Consider the following 17991-nt stretch of genomic DNA (forward strand, 5'->3'; position numbering starts at 1 on the left):
CCCTCCATTGTTCACGTGTCGTTTCTTGCGGCTTAAGCAGGCCGGGCTACCTTGAGGCGGGTCGTGCAAGGCCATCCACCGGCTGGGGGAAACAGAGTGGTCAGACAGGCGTCGGCCTGGGTGGAGTCTCCGCTCCAGATGCTGTGCGCCGTCGAGGCCCACCATGCCGGGCTGCTCGGCCCGGACACCGTGGTCGTGCCGCGCGCCGGCCTGCGCCCGCTGCGCGCCACCCGCAAGGAGCTGCGCCGCCTCGACCTGCCCGCCGGCCTGGTGCTGGACGAGCCGCGCGAGCGCATGCCGCGCCGCGTCCAGGCCGTGGGCGACGCGTTCTCCGGCAAGGTCCAGATGCGCTGGCTGACCTCCGACCCCGGCCGCATCGTCGTCGTGGACGACGGCCTGGCCACGCTCAGGCTGCTCGAACTGCTGGCCGCCGGGCCGTTCCGGCCGCTGCTGCGGGCGCGGGCGACCCCCTCGCGGGCGCGCGCCCTGCTCGGCCTGGCCGCCGCGCTGCGGCTGCGGATGAGCCGGGTGTCGGTCTTCACCGCCCTGCCCGTCCCCGACGAGCTGGCCGCCGCCGTCCGGGGGGCGGGCGTCGACCTCGTCCGCCATGACTTCGCCTGGCTGCGCGCCCAGCCGCCGAGCGCCCAGGGGCCCGCCGAGCGCACGGTCGTCCTCGGCACGTCCCTGGTCCGCAACGGCCTGGTCCACCGCGACCACTACCTGCGCTGGCTGACCGACCTGGCCGGGCGCGAGCCGCTGGCCTACTACCCGCACCGCCGCGAGGACCCCGTCGACCTGGCGCTGATCGGCGAACGTCCCGGCATCACCGTGCACGACGCGGGCGTGCCGGCCGAGCTGACGCTGCGCGGCCTCGACGCCGGGCAGCGGGTGCTCAGCCTGCCCTCGACCGCGATCACCTCGCTGCGGGTGCTGCTCGGCCCGCGCGGCGTCGAGGTCGAGCCGGTGGACGTTCCCGACGACTGGTGGACGAGCAGGGCGGCCCCCGGCCTGCGATCGCATTTGACAGGAGCTTCCAGGTGAGGGTGCTGGCGATAGCCGACTCCGACTCGTATCTGAAGTGGGCGGCCTGCCTGCTCGACGACCTGCCCGCGGGCTGCGAGAGCGAGCTGGTGGTGGTGCGCACCCCGATCGCGCCCTCGCCGGAGCAGATCGCGGCGGCGGTGGGCGGGCGCGCGGCGCCCCCGGTGTTGTCGGCGCGCTCGCTGCGCCGCCTGGCCGAGCGCACCCGCCCCGACGCGATCCTGGTGGGCTGCACGGGCCCGGTGGTGGACGTCCTGGTGGCCGACGTGCTGGCCGGGCTGCGGCCGGCGGGCCGGGCACGGCCGGTGTTCGTCAGCGGGCTGCCCGGCATCTCGGTGCCGGCCACGGAGAAGGCGTGGCTGTTCCGCAGCGGCTGCGACCTGTTCGTGGTCCACAGCGAGCGCGAGGTGGCCGAGTTCTCCGAGATCGCCGGCCGGCTCGGCGGGGGAGGGGCGGTCGGGCTGGCCCGGCTGCCGTTCCTGCGGCCCGGCGCGGTGTCCGGCGGCGGCGACCGGGTCGTGTTCGCCACCCAGGCCAAGGTGCCGCGGGCGCGAGAGGAGCGCGAGCGGGTGCTGACGGCGCTGGCCGAGCTGGCCGCCCGCCGGCCCGGCCTGGAGGTCGTGGTCAAGCTGCGCGCCCTGGAGCACGAGCGCCAGACCCACAACGAACGCCACCACTACCAGCGGCTGTGGCGCGAGATGGGCGAGCCGGGCAGGCTGACGTTCGCGGCCGGGTCGATGCACGAGCAGCTGTCGCGGGCGGCAGGGTTCGTCACGGTCAGCTCGACGGCCGCGCTGGAGGCCGTCGCCATGGGCGTGCCGTCGCTGGTGCTGAGCGACTTCGGCGTCAGCGCCGAGATGATCAACCTGGTGTTCGAGGGCAGCGGCCTGCTCGGCACGCTGGACGACCTGGCCCTGGGCGACTTCCGCACGGCCGAGCCGCGCTGGTGCGAGGCCAACTACTTCCACCCGGCCGGCCGCGACGACTGGGCGGCCCTGCTGACCGGCCTGGCCGCGGACGGGGCGCGCCCGCCCGCCCGCTCCCTGCTGGACGGCCCCGAGCACGCCGCGGCCCGCCGCCGGGCCAGGTTGCGGGTGGAGGTGCCGCCCACGATGTTGCGGGCGGGCTACCGGGCCAAGCGGCGGGTGCGCCGCTACCTCAGATCGCTGACCTGATCTTCCTGCGCAGCCTGGACAGCGCCGAGGGCGGCTCGGCCAGCCCCAGCGTCTCCAGGCGCTTGCGCTTGAAGTAGCGCCCGTCGAACGCCCCGTCGAACCCCGGGCCCGACGGGCGCAGCTCGGGATAGGCGTCGGCCTGCATGCAGTAGCCGACCGCGCGCACCAGCGCGGGCAGGTCCGTGCGCGGCGGCTCGTCGATCACGCCGTCGGCGTTCAGCCGGGGCAGCAGCGCGTCCACGATCGTGGCCGGCACCCGGTTGCTGTTCTCGTACGGCGTCAGCCGGTCCAGCACCAGGCCGGTGCCGAAGGAGGCGACCGGCAGGCCGAAGTAGCGCCGGGCGGTCACCAGGCCGGTGGAGAAGCAGCCCACGACCAGCTCGGGCCGCTGCGTCGCGAAGCACACCTCGGCCGGCACGCTCTCCCCGGCCACCGTCAGCCGCACCCCCAGCGGCCCGGCCGCCGCGCGCAGCAGTTGCGCGTGCCGGCGTCCGGCGGCCGGGTGCGGCTTGAACACCACGTCGGTGCAGCCGCGGGCGGCCAGCGCGCGCAGCATCGAGGCGTGCAGCCCGGCCTCCTCCTCCGGCGTGACGATCTCCAGCGCCGACAGGTACTGGCCGAGCACGACCGCCTGCCCGGCGCGCAGGTCCGGCGCGGTGGCGGCCACCTCGTCCACGACCGCGAGGAAGCGCTCCTGCGGCAGCACCACGGGCGGCACGCCGTACTCGCTGAGCAGCAGCGGGGTCAGGCCGGGCACCAGGTCCAGGTGGAGCAGCCGCTCGATGCGCCGGGAGATCTCCGCGGGCAGCGGGTCGCGGGTCGGCCCGTAGCTCATCAGGCCGTCGGAGTAGACGGTGATCGGGCAGTCGCGCACCAGGCCGGCGATCGTGCGCGCGGGCGGCACCGCGATCGACTCCAGCACCAGCTCCTCGACGTCGTCCAGCGCCAGGTGGGAGCGGATCAGCCGCTCGAACATCGGCACCTCGATGACCCGCGCCCGCCAGTCGGAGGGGTGCAGCGGGGCGATCAGCTCGTTCCAGGAGTGCACCTCGTCGAAGCGCGAGCGCAGGGCGGCGAAGCCGGGCGTGCCGTCGAGCGGCACCGACACCTCGGGGATCGCCGCGTTGTTCGACACGATCAGCACGCGCCGGCCGGCGCCGAAGCGGCCGTCGTCGATGGCCGCGGCCAGCGACATCGCGCCGAACAGCGTCGAGGCGTAGAAGACCTTCATCAGGAGTCCTCCCGATCCCGGCGGATCCGGACGTGGGGGCTGGGGGGAATGTCGGGCACCAGGGCGCGCAGCACGGCCTCCCGCTCGACGGCCATCCGCGACACGGCGTCGGCCACCAGGGCGGGCGGCAGGCCGCGGACCATCTGCGCGCCCCGCTCCTCGAACCGGGCGCGCAGCGCGGGCGTGAACCGGCCCGCGAGCTCCAGGTGGTGGGCCAGCAGCGCGCAGAAGTTGCGCGCCGCCTTGGGCAGGAACTCCGGCTCCAGGTCCTTGAGGACCAGCTCGAAGGCGTCGAAGAAGTGCAGCTGCCGCTCGTCGCCGACCTGCGTCAGCGACCCGGACACCAGCCGCCGGTAGAACACCCCGGCCATCGGCACGACCGCGAACGTGGCCGCCTCCCGGTGCAGCCGCCAGATCCACGGCCGGTCCTCGGCGGTGTGCAGTGAGCCGGGGAAGTGCAGCAGGTCCCGCAGCGAACGCCGGTAGACCCCGGCCCACGCGTACGGGTAGTCCACCATGGTCCGCTCCCCGGCCGGCAGGATCGCCGAGCGGGGGTCGAGCACGACGCCGCGGCGCGACAGCGGGGCCCGGTGCACCACCCGCCTGCGCCCCTCCACCTGGACGTGGTCGACGCGCACGAAGTCGCAGCCGAGCCCGTCGATGGCCGCCACCAGCCCGGCCAGGTAGCCGGGCGCCAGCCAGTCGTCGCCGTCCATGAACGTGACGAACCGCCCCGAGGCGGCCGACAGCCCGGTGTTGCGGGCGTCGGCCAGGCCCACGGGGGCGGGGTTGCGCAGCACGGCCAGGCCGGGCAGGTCGCGGGCGAAGTCGGCGATGATGTCCGGGGTGGCGTCCACGGAGCCGTCGTCCACGACGATGAACTCGAAGTCGGGCCGGGCGTTGCGGGCGAGCGAGGTGAGCGCGTCGGCGATGAAGCGCTCACCGTCACGCACCGGCACGACGACGGAGAGAGTGGTCGGCGTCATGACTCAGACGGTCACCCGGCGCAGCCGGGCCTTGGGCGCCTCCTCGCCGGGGAAGACGCGCTTGACGCCGTCGCCCATGGCCTGCTCGATGATGCGGATGTCGCGGACGAGGTGCTCCAGCCCCGACGGCTCCAGCGAGGCGGCGTGGTCGGAGCCCCACATGGTGCGGTCGAGCGTGATGTGCCGCTCGACGCAGACCGCGCCCAGGGTGACCGCCGCCAGCGAGATCTGCAGACCGCGCTCGTGCCCGGAGTAGCCGACCGGCACGCCGTAGCGCTCCTTGAGCGTGGTGATCGTGCGCAGGTTGGCCTCCTCCGGCGGCAGCGGGTACGTGGAGGTGGCGTGCATCATGATCAGCCGGTCGGTGCCGAGGATCTCGACCGCCTGGTCGATCTCCGACAGCGTGGACATGCCGGTGGACAGGATGATCGGCTTGCCGGTGGCCGCCAGGGCGCGCAGCAGCTCGTGGTCGGCGACGCTGGCCGAGGCGATCTTGTGCGTCAGCACGTCCATGTCTTCCAGGAACTCCACGGACGGCACGTCCCACGGCGAGGCGAACCAGTGCAGGCCGCGCTCGTCGCAGTACTTCGCGATCTGCCGGTACTCGTCGTGGCCGAACTCGGTGCGCTCCTTGTACTCCAGGTACGTCATCTCGCCCCACGGCGTCTGCCTGATCTGGCCCTTCTGCTCCTCGGGCACGCAGATCGCGGGGGTGCGCTTCTGGAACTTGACGGCCTGGCAGCCCGCGTCGGCCGCCACGTCGATGAGCCGGCGGGCGAGGTCGAGGTCGCCGTTGTGGTTGATGCCGATCTCGCCGATCACGTACACCGGCTCGCCGTCGCCGACCAGCACGTCGCCGATCGCGACCGGGCCGAGCCGCGGCCGGGCCTTGGCCTCGGCGACGGGCGGCTCGGGCCGGGCGGCCACCACCAGGTCGCACAGCTCGCGCACCGCGCCGGAGCCGCCGGGCCTGGTCAGCACCACGCGGGCGGCGGCGCGCACGCGCGGGTGCGCGTCGGGGGTGGCGATGGGCCAGCCGACCTCGGCCATCGGGCCCAGGTCGTTGACGTCGTTGCCGACGTAGGCCACGCGCGCCGGGTCCAGGCCCTCGATGGCCAGCCAGTCGCGCAGCACGATGCGCTTCTCGGCCAGGCCCTGCAGCACGGGCACGCCCAGCTTGCGGGCGCGGGCGGCCACGACCGGGTTCTGCTCGGTGGACATCACCAGCACCTTGACCCCGGAGCGGCGCAGCAGCGAGACGCCCATCCCGTCCGAGCGGCTGACCAGGACCATCTCCCGGCCGTCGGAGTCGATGTAGGCGCGGTCGTCGGTGTGCACGCCGTCGAAGTCGGTGATGACCGCGTCCACGTCGATCGGCTCGGGCTTGTCGATGAACGGCGCCAGGGCGCGCACCAGCTCCAGGTCCTCGGGGTCGTCGACCTCGATGGCGTGCTGCGGCGGCACCGGCTGCACGGCGACCTCGCCGAAGAAGCGGTGGCCGTGCTCGCGCAGGCCGGCGGTGCGCATGACGTAGAAGGCGCCGTTCTCGCGGAACTGCGGCTCGCGGTCCTGCCTGCGCGGCCGTACGGCGGGGTCGTGGTTGACGCCCGCACCCGCGGCCGTCCACAGGAACTCGTGCGTCGGCAGCCCGGACACGACCGAGTCGGCCTCGCCGTCCAGGACCTTGCGCACGGCCGCCGACAGGTCCTCGGGGTCGATGAACGCGCTGGTGCACTGCACCAGGACGACCACGTCCGGGTCCGCGCCGAGCGCGTCCAGGGCGTGCAGCACGGCCGACTCGCTGGAGGCGGTCGCGCCGCTCAGCTCCTCGGGCCGCTCCACCACGGTCGCCCCCGCCGCGCGGGCGGTCTCGGCGATCTGCGGGTGGTCGGTGCTGACCACGACCTGGTCGACGAGCTCGGCCCGCAGGCACGCCCGTACCGCGCGGGTGACCAGCGGGACGCCCCCGACCAGGGCGAGGTTCTTCAGGGGAACGCCCGCCGAACCTCCGCGGGCGGGAACAACGGCCAGGACTCGCAAGTGACTTCTCCTCAGTGCATCGGATCGCACCCAGAAGCTAAGGGCCCGGATTGAACGGGCAGCGTCACCGCCATTAACTTTCCATGGGGATCCGGTAGAGCAACTCTGGCCGGCCCACCCCGCCGTACTGCGGCACGCGCACCGCCGTCCCCAGCTCGACCAGGTGTTCCAGGTAGCGGCGGGCGGTCACCCGGGACACCCCGACGGCCTGCGCCACGCTCTGCGCGGTGCTGCCGCCGGGCCGCTCGCGCAGCCGCGCCGACACGGCGTCGAGGGTGTCGCGGGCCAGCCCTTTGGGCAGCTCGGAGCTGCCGCGCAGGGTGCCGAGCACCCGGTCGACGTCGCCCTGGGCGACGATCACGCCGGTGTCCTGCCTGAACCGGGCGTAACGCGCCAGCTTCTCGGCCAGGGTCGCGTAGGTGAACGGCTTGAGAAGGTACTGGGAGACGCCCAGCGACACCGCCGAGCGCACCGTCGCCAGGTCGCGCGCCGAGGTGACGGCGATGACGTCGCACAGCAGCCCGCCGGCCCGCACCGCGCGGCACACCTCCAGGCCGTGCATGTCGGGCAGGTACAGGTCGAGCAGGATGAGGTCGACGGGCCGGCCGCGCAGGAACCGCAGCGCCTCGCCGCCCGAACGCGCCACCCCGGCCACCTCGAACCCGGCCACCCGCTCGACGTAGACCCGGTTGGCCTCGGCCGTGATCTCCTCGTCCTCCACGATCAGCACGGAGACCGGCCCGTCCGGCCCGCTCGCCGCGCCCGCTCCGGGCCCGGCGAGTGGGCCGGTGTCCGGCCGGTTCATCGGACCCGCTCCGGGACCGGCAGCCGCACCGTGAACGCCGACCCGGCCACCTCGATCGTGCCGCCCAGCCGCCGCACCGCCTGTCCGACCAGCGCCAGCCCGAGCCCGTGGCCGTCGCCCTTGGTGGTCCAGCCCTTCGCGAACGCCTCCGGCGCGGTCAGCCCCGGCCCGTCGTCGGCCACCCTGATCACCACCCCGTCCCCGTCCGCGCTCAGGTGCACCTCGACCCGGGTGGCCGCGTCGAGGGCGTTGTCGACCAGGTTGCCGACGATCGTCACCAGGTCGCGCGGGTCCAGGCCCAGGTCGTCGAGGTCGCTGTCGGGCGTGAGCAGCAGCTCGCCGCCGCGTTCGGCCGCCTCGGCGCTCTTGCCGAGCAGCAGCGCGGCCAGTACCGGCTCGCGCACCGCGCCCACCACCCGGTCGGTCAGCTCCTGCGCCGCGCGCAGTTCGGCCGTGCCCAGCGCGACGGCCTGCTCGGTGCGTCCCAGCTCGACCAGTGTGATCACGGTGTGCAGCCGGTTGGCGGCCTCGTGCGCGGCCGAGCGCAGCGAGTCGGCGAAGCCGCGTTCGGCGTCGAGCTGCCCGGCCAGCGCCTGCAGCTCGGTGTGGTCGCGTACGGTCACCACCGTGCCGAGCCTGCTGGCCGCGCCGTTGACGGCCAGCACCCGGTCGCCGGCCAGGTGCACGCGTTCCTCCTGGCCTTCCAGCAGCGCCGACAGGCCCAGCTCGGCCATGTGCCGGCCCTCGGCGTCCGGCGGCAGGTCCAGGAGCTGCCGGGCGGCGTCGTTGCACAGCGTCAGCGTGCCGTCGCCGCCGACCAGCAGCAGGCCCTCCCGCACGGCGTGCAGGACGGCGTCGTGGTGGTCGTGGATGCGGCCCAGCTCCACCGGGCCGAGCCCGTGGGTCTGGCGGCGCAGGCGCGCGGTGACCAGCCACGTCCCGGCCGCGCCGAGGCCGAGCGCGAGGGCGGCGACCAGGCCGCTCCAGGCGACCTGGTCGCGCAGCCGGGCGCTGATCCGGTCGATCGTGATGCCCGCGCTGACCAGGGCCCGGACCCGGCCGCCGGACCACACGGGCGTCACGGCCCGCTTGGAGGGGCCGAGCGTGCCGGTGTAGGTCTCGACGAACGTCCGGCCGGCCAGGGCCCGCCCGGTGTGGCCGAGGAAGCGCCGGCCGATCTCGGCCGGGTTCGGATGGGTGTAGCGGGTGCCGTCCGGCTTCATGATGGTGACGAAGTCGACGCCGGTCTCCTTGCGCACCCGTTCGGCGTACGGCTGCAGGGCCAGGGTCGGCTCCGGGCCGTCGAGGGTGGCGGCCACGCCCGGCGCGGCGGCCACGCTGACCGCCACGGCCCTGGCCGTGGCGCCGGCCTCCTCGGTGAGCAGGCGGTGGGCCTGCACCAGCGCGAGCACCGCGCAGCCCGTCACGGCGACCGCGACCACGACCAATTGCAGGACCAGCATCTGGCCCGCCAGGCTCCAGCGGCGCATGAGCCCCCCTTGCGTGAACGAAACTTACTCAATCGTGACGTGGGTCACAGCGAGCCGCATAGTCGCACGACCAGCCCCTTTTTCCCAAGCGGTGGAGACCCCTCATGCGTGATCGCACTCGCTATCTGTACCTGGCCGTCATCGTGGCGGTCCTGCTCGGCATCCTGGTCGGGTTCGTCTGGCCGGAGGCGGGCAAGGAGCTCAAGCCCCTCGGCACCGGGTTCGTGGCGCTGATCAAGATGCTGATCAGCCCCATCATCTTCTGCACGATCGTGCTCGGCATCGGCTCGGTACGCCAGGCCGCCAAGGTCGGCAAGGTCGGCGGCCTCGCGCTCGGCTACTTCATGGTGATGTCCACCGTGGCCCTGGTCATCGGCCTGCTGGTCGGCAACGTCATCGACCCCGGCTCCGGGCTGCACCTGACCGACGCCGCCCGGCAGGCCGCCGAGGCCGAGGCGGCCAAGGGCGAGGCCACCGGCGGGGTCGACTTCCTGCTCGGCATCATCCCCGTCACGCTGGTGTCGGCCTTCACCGAGGGCTCGGTCCTGCAGACGCTGCTGGTGGCGCTGCTGGCCGGGTTCGCGCTGCAGGCCATGGGCGAGCGGGGCGCGCCGATCCTGCGCGGCGTCGAGCACGTCCAGCGGCTGGTGTTCCGCATCCTGGCCATGGTCATGTGGGCCGCGCCGGTCGGCGCGTTCGGGGCCATCGCGGCCGTGGTCGGGGCCACCGGGATCGAGGCGCTCAAGAGCCTGGCCATCATCATGATCGCCTTCTACGTCACCTGCCTGCTGTTCGTGGGCGTGGTGCTGGGCGCGCTGCTGTGGCTGGTGGCCCGGGTCAACCTGTGGTCGCTGCTGCGCTACCTCGGCCGGGAGTTCCTGCTGATCCTGTCCACGTCGTCGTCGGAGACGGCGCTGCCGCGGCTGATCGCGAAGATGGAGCACCTCGGCGTGAGCCGGACGGTGGCCGGCATCACCGTGCCGACCGGCTACTCCTTCAACCTCGACGGCACCGCCATCTACCTCACCATGGCCACGCTGTTCATCGCCTCGGCCACGGGCGCGCCGCTGCAGGTCGGCGAGCAGGTCTCGCTGCTGCTGTTCATGATGGTCGCCTCCAAGGGCGCCGCGGGCGTGACCGGGGCGGGCCTGGCCACGCTCGCCGGCGGCCTGCAGTCGCACCGCCCCGAGCTGGTGGACGGGGTCGGCCTCATCGTCGGCATCGACCGGTTCATGTCCGAGGCCAGGGCGCTGACCAACTTCGCGGGCAACGCCGTGGCCACCGTCGTGGTCGGCACCTGGACCGGCGACTTCGACCGGGAGCGGGCCGCCGAGGTGCTGGCCGGGCGGGCGCCGTTCGACGAGTCCACGCTGATCGACGAGGAGGACGACCGCCCCGAGCCGGAGCCCGATCGGCAGGCCGCGCGCGTCTAGGGTTGCCGGCTCTCGGCGCTCGCAGCTCTAGGGTTTGCGGCCGATGCCCGCGTACCCCATGCGGGCGAAGTCGTCGTCGTAGAAGGGCGGGCTCTCGGGGTCGGTGAACGGGAAACCGAGCTCCGGCCCCTTGCCCGTGGCCAGACCGGGCGGGATCAGCTCGAAGTCGCCGAAGAAGGCGGCGATCTCCTTGCCCGGCCGCGGGCAGAACGGCGCGTTGGCCCGCCGGTAGAACTGGCTGACGCGGGCCACGCGCTCGGGCGCGTGGTCGGTGCCGACGTGCGACAGGGCCAGGTAGCTGCCGGGCGCGAGCGCGTCGCGGTAGGCGGCCACGAAGCCCTGCGGGTCGTCGGTGTCGGGGATCAGGTGCAGCAGGAACATCATGAGCACGGCGACGGGCCTGCCGAAGTCCAGCAGCCCGCGCACCTCGGGGCTGTCCAGCACCTCCCGCGGGCGCCGGACGTCGCCGTGCAGCATGGCCACCTGCTCGGGGCCGGCCAGCAGGGCCCGCCCGTGGGCGGCCACCACCGGGTCGCTGTCCACGTAGACCACGCGGGCCTGCGGCGCGTACCGCAGCGCCACCTCGTGCACGTTCTCGGCGGCCGGCAGGCCGGAGCCCAGGTCGAGGAACTGGGTGACACCCTGCTCGCACAGGTACCGCACCACCCGGCCGATCAGCAGCCGGTTCTCCCGCGTGCCGTCCCTGACCTCCGGCATCGCGCTCAGCACCAGCTCGGCCAGCTCACGGTCGGCCGGGAAATTGTTCTTTCCGCCCAGGAAGTAGTCGTACATGCGCGCGGTGTTGGGGATGTGAGGATCCACGCCCTGGGGGACTTCTTGCGTCATGAGGGCATGATCCACTAACCGGCTGCCGGAAATCTACGCTTTCGACATCAGATGGCCGGAAGCCGCAGGACGAACCGCGCCCCGCCCGGACGGTCCTCCACCCGCACGCTGCCCCGGTGGGCCATCGCCACGTCCCTGGCGATGGCCAGGCCGAGCCCGGTGCCGCCGGAGTCGCGGCTGCGGGCGGCGTCGAGGCGGGTGAACCGCTCGAAGATGCGCTCGCGGTCGGCCTCGCGGATCTCCTGGCCGTCGTTCTCCACCGCCAGCACGGCGGTGCCGCCCCTGGCCGGGCCCGCCTCCCTGGTGACCACGACCCGCACCATGGTCTCGGCGTGCCGCTGGGCGTTGTCCAGCAGGTTCGTCAGCACCCTGGCCAGTTGCAGGCGCACGCCCTCGACCACCACGCCCTCGGTCAGCTCCAGCCGGGTGGGCAGCTTGTCGCTGCGCACGGCCAGCTCCTGCCGGACGAGCTGGGCCAGGTCCACCGGCTCCCTGGCCACGTCCACCCGGGAGCCGATCCTGGCCAGCAGGAGCAGGTCGGTGATGATCGCCTCCAGCCGGTCGGTGTCCCGCAGGGCGCTGTCCACCAGCGCCTCGACGTCGGTGTCCTCGGGGTAGAGCTGGGCGCTCTCCAGCTGGGCGCGCAGCCCGGCGATCGGGGTGCGCAGCTCGTGGGAGGCGTCGGAGGCGAACTGGCGCTGCTGCAGCGCGGAACGTTCCAATCGGGCCAGCGTGTTGTTGACGGCCTTGGCCAGCATGGCGACCTCGTCCTCGCCGCCCGGCTGGGTGACCCGGTGGCTCAGGTCGCCGGCGCTGACCGCGTCCAGCTCGGCGCGCATGGTCGCCACCGGGCGCAGCGCGCGGCCGGTGACCAGCCAGGTCGCCCAGGCGGTGAGCGCGATCAGCACCGCCACCTGGGAGAACACGATCACCTCCAGCGTCTGCGAGGCCAGCACCTCCGGGGTGCTGCGGCCGGCGTAGACGATGGGGGAGTCCTCCGACATGCCGGCCTTGACCGCCGACAGGTGCACGCACTCGGTCGGCAGGCAGTTGGTGGTGTTGACCACCCGGCTCTCGGCGGTGGGTCGCACGTCGCTGAGCGGCGGCAGGTTCCTGGCCGCGTCGCTGCTGGCCAGGACGCGGCCGTCGGTGCCGACGATCTGGATCAGGTCGATGGACGGGTTGGGCACCGGGATCGTGGCGCCCTGCGGCAGCCCGCCCGCGCGCATCTCCGAGGCCACCCGCTCGGCGGTGTCCCGCGTGTCCCGGTAGACGCCGGCCGTCACCAGCGAGCGCGAGACGATGCACCCGGCGACGCCCACGGGGATCAGCACGAGGGCGGCTACGGCCGTCGCGATGAGGGTGACGCGTCCGCGCAGGGAGCGGGCCCACAGGGGTGGCACTCCCCGAGACTACTAACCGTCATTGCCGCCAAATGCCGCGTCAAGGGAAAGGTTCCCCCAACCTCAACGCTGGATCCACACGGTGGTGTCCGGCGGGACCGAGCCGTCGGCCGCCAGCGGGCCGCTGGCCAGCAGCACCGTGCCGGGCACGACCGGGGCGACCGGGCGCTCGCCGGTGTTCAGCATCACGACCAGGCCCGGGTCGCGCTGGACGGCCAGCACGTCCTCGGGGGCCTCCAGCCACCGCAGCGTGCCGCCGCCGAGCGCCGGGTGCTGCTTGCGCAGCCGGAGCGCGGCCCGGTAGAGGTTCAGCGTCGAGTCCGGGTCGTGCTCCTGGGCCTCGGCCGACAGCTGCGTCCACGACGGCGGGATCGGCAGCCACGGGTCGCGCCAGCCGCAGCCCGGCTCGCTCGTCCACGGGATCGGCACCCGGCAGCCGTCGCGGCTCTCGCCGGTGCGCCGGAAGGCCGGGTCCTGGCGCAGCTCGTCGGGCAGGTCGAGGACCTCGGGCAGGCCCAGCTCCTCGCCGTTGTAGAGATAGGCCGAGCCGGGCAGGGCCAGCATGAGCAGCGTCGCCGCGCGGGCGCGGGCCAGTCCGCCGTGCCGGGTGACGTGGCGCGGCTTGTCGTGGTTGGACAGCACCCAGGTGGTGGGCGCGCCGACCAGCTCGGCCTCCGCCAGCGACTTCTCGATCACCGTACGGAACGACTTGGCGTGGAAGTCGGCCATCATGAACTCGAAGTTGAACGCCTGGTGCAGCTCGTCCGGCCCGACGTAGCGGGCCAGCCGCTCGGGCGAGGACACCCACGCCTCGGCGACGGCCATCCGCCCGCCGGGGTAGGAGTCGAGGATCGGCCGCCACTCCCGGTAGATGTCGTGCACGCCGTCCTGGTCGAAGTAGGGCACCTGCTCGTCGCCCAGCATCTCGGCCTGGCGGCCCTCCTTCGGGCCCACGTCGGGCAGGCCCTGCGCCTTGACCATGCCGTGGGCCACGTCCACGCGGAAGCCGTCCACGCCCCGGTCCAGCCAGAAGCGCAGGACGTCGCGGAACTCGGCGCGCACCTCGGGGTTGTCCCAGTTGAGGTCGGGCTGCTCGGGCGCGAACAGGTGCAGGTACCACTGGCCGTCCTCGACCTGGGTCCAGGCCGGGCCGCCGAAGATCGACTCCCAGTCGTTGGGCCGGTCGCGGAAGATGTAACGGTCGCGCAGGCCGGCCTGGAACCAGGGGTGCCGGTCCGAGGAGTGGTTGGGGACCAGGTCCACGATCACCCGGATGTCGCGCTCGTGGGCCTCGCCGATCAGGGCGTCGAAGTCGGCCAGCGTGCCGAACATCGGGTCCACGTCCCGGTAGTCGGCCACGTCGTAGCCGCCGTCGGCCATGGGCGAGGTGTAGAAGGGGCTCAGCCAGATCGCGTCCACGCCCAGCCGCGCGAGGTGGCCCAGGCGTTCCCGCACGCCCTTCAGGTCGCCGGTGCCGTCGCCGTCGGCGTCGGCGAAGCTCCGGGGGTAGACCTGGTACACGACGGCGTCCCGCCACCAGTCGTCGTTGCCGAGCATGGCTTTCCTTCCCCCGATGTCCGTGATGTCTGGTGCAGGATGTCGCGCGTCCTTGCGACAGGTCAAGTGCAAGTTTCGGAAAGTTGCAGATTCCCGGTACGCCCGTTATCGGAGGTGCGGCGAGGTCAGCGCGTCGCGGGTCGGATGTGGTTCCGGTAACGCTCTTTCGCAAGTTCTTCCAATTCTTGCAAAGAGCCGCTAACGTCCCGGAAACGTAAGCCGTGAACAGCGGCGGAAAACGATCTTCGGCGGCGGCGCACGCAGGCGTCGCCGCTCCTCCATGACCTCGGGAGGTCTCATGCGTGTTCGGGTCCTGGGAGTGGCCGCCCTCTCCACCCTCGCGTTCGCCGCCACGGCTTGCGGTGACTCCGGCTCGACCGCCCCGTCGGCGCAGCCCAGCGGCTCGGCCTCGGCCTCGGCTCCGGCCGCCGCGGCGGGCGGCACGCTGGTCATCTGGGCCGACCCGAGCCGGGTCAAGCCGCTCAAGCCCTTCGCCGACCAGTTCGGCACCGAGAACGGCGTGACCGTCGAGGTGAAGGAGATCAGCAAGGACAACCAGATGACCTTCCTGACCGCCTCCCAGCAGGGCAGCGGCCCGGACATCATGATCGGCGCGCACGACTGGATCGGCAACCTCGTCCAGAACGGCGCCATCGACCCCGTCACGCTGACCGACGAGCAGAAGGCGGCCTTCTCGGAGATCGCCATGAAGGCGGTCACCTTCAACGGCCAGGTGTACGGCGCCCCGTACGCGGTGGAGAACATCGCCCTGATCCGCAACACCAAGCTCGCCCCCGACGCCCCCGCCACGCTCGACGAGATGATCGACAAGGGCAAGGAGCTGAAGAAGGCCGGCAAGGTCAAGGAGGTGCTCTGCCTGCCCGTCGGCGTCAAGGGCGACGCCTTCCACGCCTACCCGCTGTTCGCCTCCGCGGGCGGCGCGCTGTTCGGCCAGACCGCCTCCGGCGACCCGGACCCCAAGCAGGTGCTGCTCGGCTCCGAGGGCTCGGTCAAGGCGTTCGGCAAGCTGAAGGAGCTCGGCGAGAAGGGTGACGGCGCGCTCAAGACGTCGGTCACCAACGAGAACTACATCGTCAACTTCGCCGCCGGCAAGTGCGCCTACCTGATCTCCGGCCCGTGGGCCATGAGCGAGGTCAAGAAGGGCGGCATCTCCTACGACATCACGCCCGTCCCGGCGTTCAAGGACGGCAAGCCGGCCACGCCGTTCGTCGGCGTCCAGTCGTTCTTCGTGGCGGCCAAGGGCAAGAGCAAGGCCCTGGCCCAGGAGTTCGTCGCCAACTACGTCACCAACAAGGACGTCGCCAAGGCCCTGTACGAGGCCGACCCGCGGCCCCCGGCGCTGACCGCCGCCCTCCAGGAGGTCCAGGCCGCCGACCCCGACGCCGCCAAGTTCATGGACGCCGGCAAGAGCGGCATGCCGATGCCCGCCATCCCCGAGATGGCCGCGATCTGGGAGCCGTTCGGCATCGCGGAGACCGCCGTGGTCAAGGGCGGCGACGCCGCCAAGGCCGCCGCGGCCGCGCAGAAGGCCATCGACGGCGCGCTCAAGAACTGACATGGCCCAGGACGTGCACGAGGCCGTGGGGACCACCGCGTCCCCGCGGCCTCGCCGGGAGCTGACCACGGCGTTCGTGGTGAGCAGGATCGCGGTGCTGGCCGTGGCCGCGGCGATCCTGCTCTACGCCGCGCCGCCGCTGGTCGCCGCGGAGTCGTGGGTCTCGCTCACGCTGCTGGGGCTGGCCGCCGCGGCCATCTCCTACCTGTACCTGACCCGCCGCTTCATCCCGGCCAAGTACCTCGTTCCCGGCACCGTCTTCCTGATCGCCTTCCAGGTGCTGCCCGTGCTCTACACGGTGACCACGGCGTTCACGAACTTCGGCGACGGGCACCGCGGCGACAAGGCCGACGCGGTCACCGCCATCGAGACCGGCTCGGTGCGCCAGGCCCCCGGCTCGCCCGAGTACGGCCTGACCGCCGCCCTGCGCGGCGACGAGCTGGTGTTCCTGCTGGTCGACCCCACGACCAAGCAGGTCCGGCTGGGCACCGCCGAAGGGCTGACCCCGCTCGCCGGCGCCCAGGTCGGCCTCACCGGCAAGGTCCTGACGGCCCCCGGCGTGACCGTGCTGAAGGCGCCCGAGGCGGCCGCCCGCGGCCAGGAGATCTCGGCGCTGTCCGTGCCGACGCCGGGCGGCGCGATCAAGGCCAACGGCCTCAGCCGGGCCGTGGAGGGCAAGGCCGCGCTGGTCTACGACGCCGCCTGCGACTGCGTCAAGGGCAACGGCGACACCTGGACGGCCGACGAGGCACAGGGCTACTTCGTCAACGCCGAGGGCGAGCACCTGGCACAGGGCTGGCAGGCGAACGTCGGGTTCGACAACTTCGCCCGGGTGCTGACCAACCCCACCATCTCCGGCTACTTCGTCGGCGTGCTGGGCTGGAACCTGGTGTTCGCGCTGGCCTCCGTGGCCGGCACGTTCGGTCTCGGCATGGCCGTGGCGCTGGCGCTGCACCACCCGCGCATGCGCGGCACGAAGATCTACCGGATCGCGCTGATCCTGCCGTACGCGATGCCGGCCTTCGCCATGCTGCTGGTCTGGCGGGACATGTTCAACCGCGACTTCGGCCTGATCAACCAGTTCTTCGGGCTGAGCGTCGACTGGCTCGGCGAGCCCGTCACCGCCCGCTTCGCGGTCATCCTGGTCAACCTGTGGCTCGGCTTCCCGTACATGTTCCTGGTCACCACCGGCGCGCTCCAGGCGATCCCGCGCGAGCTGACCGAGGCGGCCTCCATCGACGGCGCCACGCCGTGGAAGGCGTTCCGCCGGGTGACGCTGCCGCTGCTGCTGGTCGCGCTGACGCCGCTGCTGATCTCGTCGTTCGCGTTCAACTTCAACAACTTCAACGCCATCGCGCTCACCACCGACGGCGGGCCGTTCCCGGCCGAGAGCCCGCAGGTGGGGGCCACCGACCTGCTGATCACCTACACCTTCCGGCTGGCGTTCGGCGCGGGCGGGGCGCAGTTCGGGTTCGCGGCGGCGATCTCGGTGTTCATCTTCGCGATCGTCGCGGTCATCTCGGCCGTGGCCTTCCGCCGTACCCGCAAGCAGGAGGAGGTCTACGCATGAGGATCGCGCTCAGGCACGTGTTCGTGCTGGCGGTGTGCGCGTTCGCGCTGTTCCCGATCCTGTTCGTGGTCTCGGCCGCGATCAACCCCATGGGCACGCTGGCCTCCACCGACCTGCTGCCGTCGGGGGCGAGCCTGAACAACTTCGCCGGCCTGCTCACCTCCGACGACTATCCGTTCGGCCGGTGGTTCTTCAACTCGGTGTTCATCGCGCTGGTCTCGTCGTTCGCGAGCCTGCTGCTGTCGATGCTGGCCGCCTACGCCTTCAGCCGCATGCGCTTCACCGGCCGCCGGGTCGGGCTGCTGGCGCTGCTGCTCATCCAGATGTTCCCGCAGTTCCTGGCCATCGTCACGATCTTCATGATCTTCACCAGGGTGACCGAGCTGTACCCGGCGTTCGGCTTCAACACCGTCTGGGGCCTGCTGCTGCTCTACCTGGGCGGCGCGCTCGGCGTGAACACCTGGCTGATGAAGGGCTTCCTCGACACCGTGCCCAAGGAGCTCGACGAGGCCGCCACCGTGGACGGCGCCACCCACGCGCAGATCTTCTGGCGGATCATCATGCCGCTGGTCACGCCGATCCTGGCGGTCACCGCGCTGCTGGCCTTCATCGGCATCATGAGCGAGTTCCTCATGGCCAACGTGTTCCTGCGCGACCCCGAGAGCAAGACCCTGGCCGTCGGCATGTACGGCATGATCGCCGGCGACCACCGCAACGCCAACTTCGGCATGTTCGCCGCCGCGACGTTGCTCACCGCCGTACCCACGGTGAGCGTGTTCCTATGGCTGCAGAAGTACATCGTCTCCGGCCTGACGGCCGGGGCTGTCAAGGGATAGGT

The 17991-nt window shown here is 72.5% G+C and carries 14 protein-coding genes; 6 read left to right on the forward strand and 8 right to left on the reverse strand.

Translation table 11 applies throughout. From position 1 onward, the window contains the following. Window positions 1-96: 96 nt before the first annotated feature. A complete protein-coding gene (locus ACIBQ6_RS04440) occupies window positions 97-1041 on the forward strand; it encodes a hypothetical protein (protein ID WP_358293011.1) in 945 nt (314 codons plus the stop codon). Next, window positions 1038-2216 (forward strand): DUF6716 putative glycosyltransferase, encoded by a 1179-nt coding sequence (locus tag ACIBQ6_RS04445; protein ID WP_358293008.1) that lies wholly within the window; start codon window positions 1038-1040, stop codon window positions 2214-2216. Before ACIBQ6_RS04440 ends, ACIBQ6_RS04445 begins: the two co-directional genes overlap by 4 nt. On the opposite strand, the gene ACIBQ6_RS04450 is transcribed toward ACIBQ6_RS04445, so the two are convergent. The 5 genes from ACIBQ6_RS04450 to ACIBQ6_RS04470 form a co-directional block, all read right to left on the reverse strand. Further along, entirely contained in the window at window positions 2200-3447 is a 1248-nt protein-coding gene (locus ACIBQ6_RS04450) for a polysialyltransferase family glycosyltransferase (protein ID WP_358293006.1), read from the reverse strand. The two genes, ACIBQ6_RS04445 and ACIBQ6_RS04450, sit on opposite strands and share 17 nt — an antisense overlap. Beyond that, window positions 3447-4433 (reverse strand): glycosyltransferase family 2 protein, encoded by a 987-nt coding sequence (locus ACIBQ6_RS04455; protein ID WP_358293003.1) that lies wholly within the window; start codon window positions 4431-4433, stop codon window positions 3447-3449. The genes ACIBQ6_RS04450 and ACIBQ6_RS04455 overlap by 1 nt, the downstream gene beginning before the upstream one ends. 3 nt (window positions 4434-4436) lie before the next feature. Continuing rightward, window positions 4437-6473, reverse strand: coding sequence for an N-acetylneuraminate synthase family protein (locus ACIBQ6_RS04460; protein WP_397210213.1), 2037 nt, complete (start codon window positions 6471-6473; stop codon window positions 4437-4439). A 73-nt stretch (window positions 6474-6546) separates the two neighbouring features. Further along, on the reverse strand, window positions 6547-7278 hold the full coding sequence (locus ACIBQ6_RS04465; RefSeq protein ID WP_358292998.1) for a response regulator: 732 nt from the start codon (window positions 7276-7278) through the stop codon (window positions 6547-6549). Then, window positions 7275-8768 carry an ATP-binding protein gene (locus ACIBQ6_RS04470; protein ID WP_397210215.1) on the reverse strand — a complete coding sequence of 498 codons (1494 nt, stop codon included), beginning with the start codon at window positions 8766-8768 and terminating at the stop codon, window positions 7275-7277. The genes ACIBQ6_RS04465 and ACIBQ6_RS04470 overlap by 4 nt, the downstream gene beginning before the upstream one ends. Before the next feature lie 104 nt (window positions 8769-8872). Here ACIBQ6_RS04470 and ACIBQ6_RS04475 point away from each other — a divergent pair, with 104 nt between their 5' ends. Further along, a complete protein-coding gene (locus tag ACIBQ6_RS04475; protein WP_387669825.1) occupies window positions 8873-10201 on the forward strand; it encodes a cation:dicarboxylate symporter family transporter in 1329 nt (442 codons plus the stop codon). Window positions 10202-10228: 27 nt separating this feature from the next. On the opposite strand, the gene ACIBQ6_RS04480 is transcribed toward ACIBQ6_RS04475, so the two are convergent. From ACIBQ6_RS04480 to ACIBQ6_RS04490, 3 genes are all read right to left on the reverse strand, one after another. Beyond that, entirely contained in the window at window positions 10229-11047 is an 819-nt protein-coding gene (locus ACIBQ6_RS04480) for an SAM-dependent methyltransferase (protein ID WP_358292992.1), read from the reverse strand. Window positions 11048-11094: 47 nt separating this feature from the next. Continuing rightward, window positions 11095-12450, reverse strand: a complete 1356-nt coding sequence (locus tag ACIBQ6_RS04485) for an ATP-binding protein (RefSeq protein WP_358292990.1) — start codon at window positions 12448-12450, stop codon at window positions 11095-11097. 63 nt (window positions 12451-12513) lie between these two features. Continuing rightward, window positions 12514-14007: a glycoside hydrolase family 13 protein gene (locus ACIBQ6_RS04490; RefSeq protein WP_397210217.1), complete on the reverse strand. Its 1494-nt coding sequence runs from the start codon at window positions 14005-14007 to the stop codon at window positions 12514-12516. A gap of 298 nt (window positions 14008-14305) precedes the next feature. On the opposite strand from ACIBQ6_RS04490, the gene ACIBQ6_RS04495 reads away from it, so the two are divergent. Genes ACIBQ6_RS04495 through ACIBQ6_RS04505 form a run of 3 tightly spaced genes read left to right on the forward strand, consistent with a single transcriptional unit; the run spans window position 14306 to window position 17989 of the window. Next, a complete protein-coding gene (locus ACIBQ6_RS04495) occupies window positions 14306-15583 on the forward strand; it encodes a maltose ABC transporter substrate-binding protein (protein WP_358292986.1) in 1278 nt (425 codons plus the stop codon). Window position 15584: 1 nt separating this feature from the next. Further along, on the forward strand, window positions 15585-17153 hold the full coding sequence (locus tag ACIBQ6_RS04500) for an ABC transporter permease subunit (protein WP_397210219.1): 1569 nt from the start codon (window positions 15585-15587) through the stop codon (window positions 17151-17153). Then, window positions 17150-17989 (forward strand): sugar ABC transporter permease, encoded by an 840-nt coding sequence (locus tag ACIBQ6_RS04505; protein WP_397210221.1) that lies wholly within the window; start codon window positions 17150-17152, stop codon window positions 17987-17989. Before ACIBQ6_RS04500 ends, ACIBQ6_RS04505 begins: the two co-directional genes overlap by 4 nt. Window positions 17990-17991 lie beyond the last annotated feature (2 nt).

This window comes from Nonomuraea sp. NPDC049655, assembly GCF_044465465.1.
In the GTDB taxonomy this organism is placed as follows: domain Bacteria; phylum Actinomycetota; class Actinomycetes; order Streptosporangiales; family Streptosporangiaceae; genus Nonomuraea.

Coding starts and splice junctions, on each gene's coding strand:
- ACIBQ6_RS04450 (WP_358293006.1), bottom strand. CDS start 3,447: ATGAAGGTCTTCTACGCCTCGACGCTGTTCGGCGCGATGTCGCTGGCC.
- ACIBQ6_RS04455 (WP_358293003.1), bottom strand. CDS start 4,433: ATGACGCCGACCACTCTCTCCGTCGTCGTGCCGGTGCGTGACGGTGAG.
- ACIBQ6_RS04465 (WP_358292998.1), bottom strand. CDS start 7,278: ATGAACCGGCCGGACACCGGCCCACTCGCCGGGCCCGGAGCGGGCGCG.
- ACIBQ6_RS04470 (WP_397210215.1), bottom strand. CDS start 8,768: ATGCGCCGCTGGAGCCTGGCGGGCCAGATGCTGGTCCTGCAATTGGTC.
- ACIBQ6_RS04475 (WP_387669825.1), top strand. CDS start 8,873: ATGCGTGATCGCACTCGCTATCTGTACCTGGCCGTCATCGTGGCGGTC.
- ACIBQ6_RS04480 (WP_358292992.1), bottom strand. CDS start 11,047: ATGACGCAAGAAGTCCCCCAGGGCGTGGATCCTCACATCCCCAACACC.
- ACIBQ6_RS04490 (WP_397210217.1), bottom strand. CDS start 14,007: ATGCTCGGCAACGACGACTGGTGGCGGGACGCCGTCGTGTACCAGGTC.
- ACIBQ6_RS04495 (WP_358292986.1), top strand. CDS start 14,306: ATGCGTGTTCGGGTCCTGGGAGTGGCCGCCCTCTCCACCCTCGCGTTC.
- ACIBQ6_RS04500 (WP_397210219.1), top strand. CDS start 15,585: ATGGCCCAGGACGTGCACGAGGCCGTGGGGACCACCGCGTCCCCGCGG.
- ACIBQ6_RS04505 (WP_397210221.1), top strand. CDS start 17,150: ATGAGGATCGCGCTCAGGCACGTGTTCGTGCTGGCGGTGTGCGCGTTC.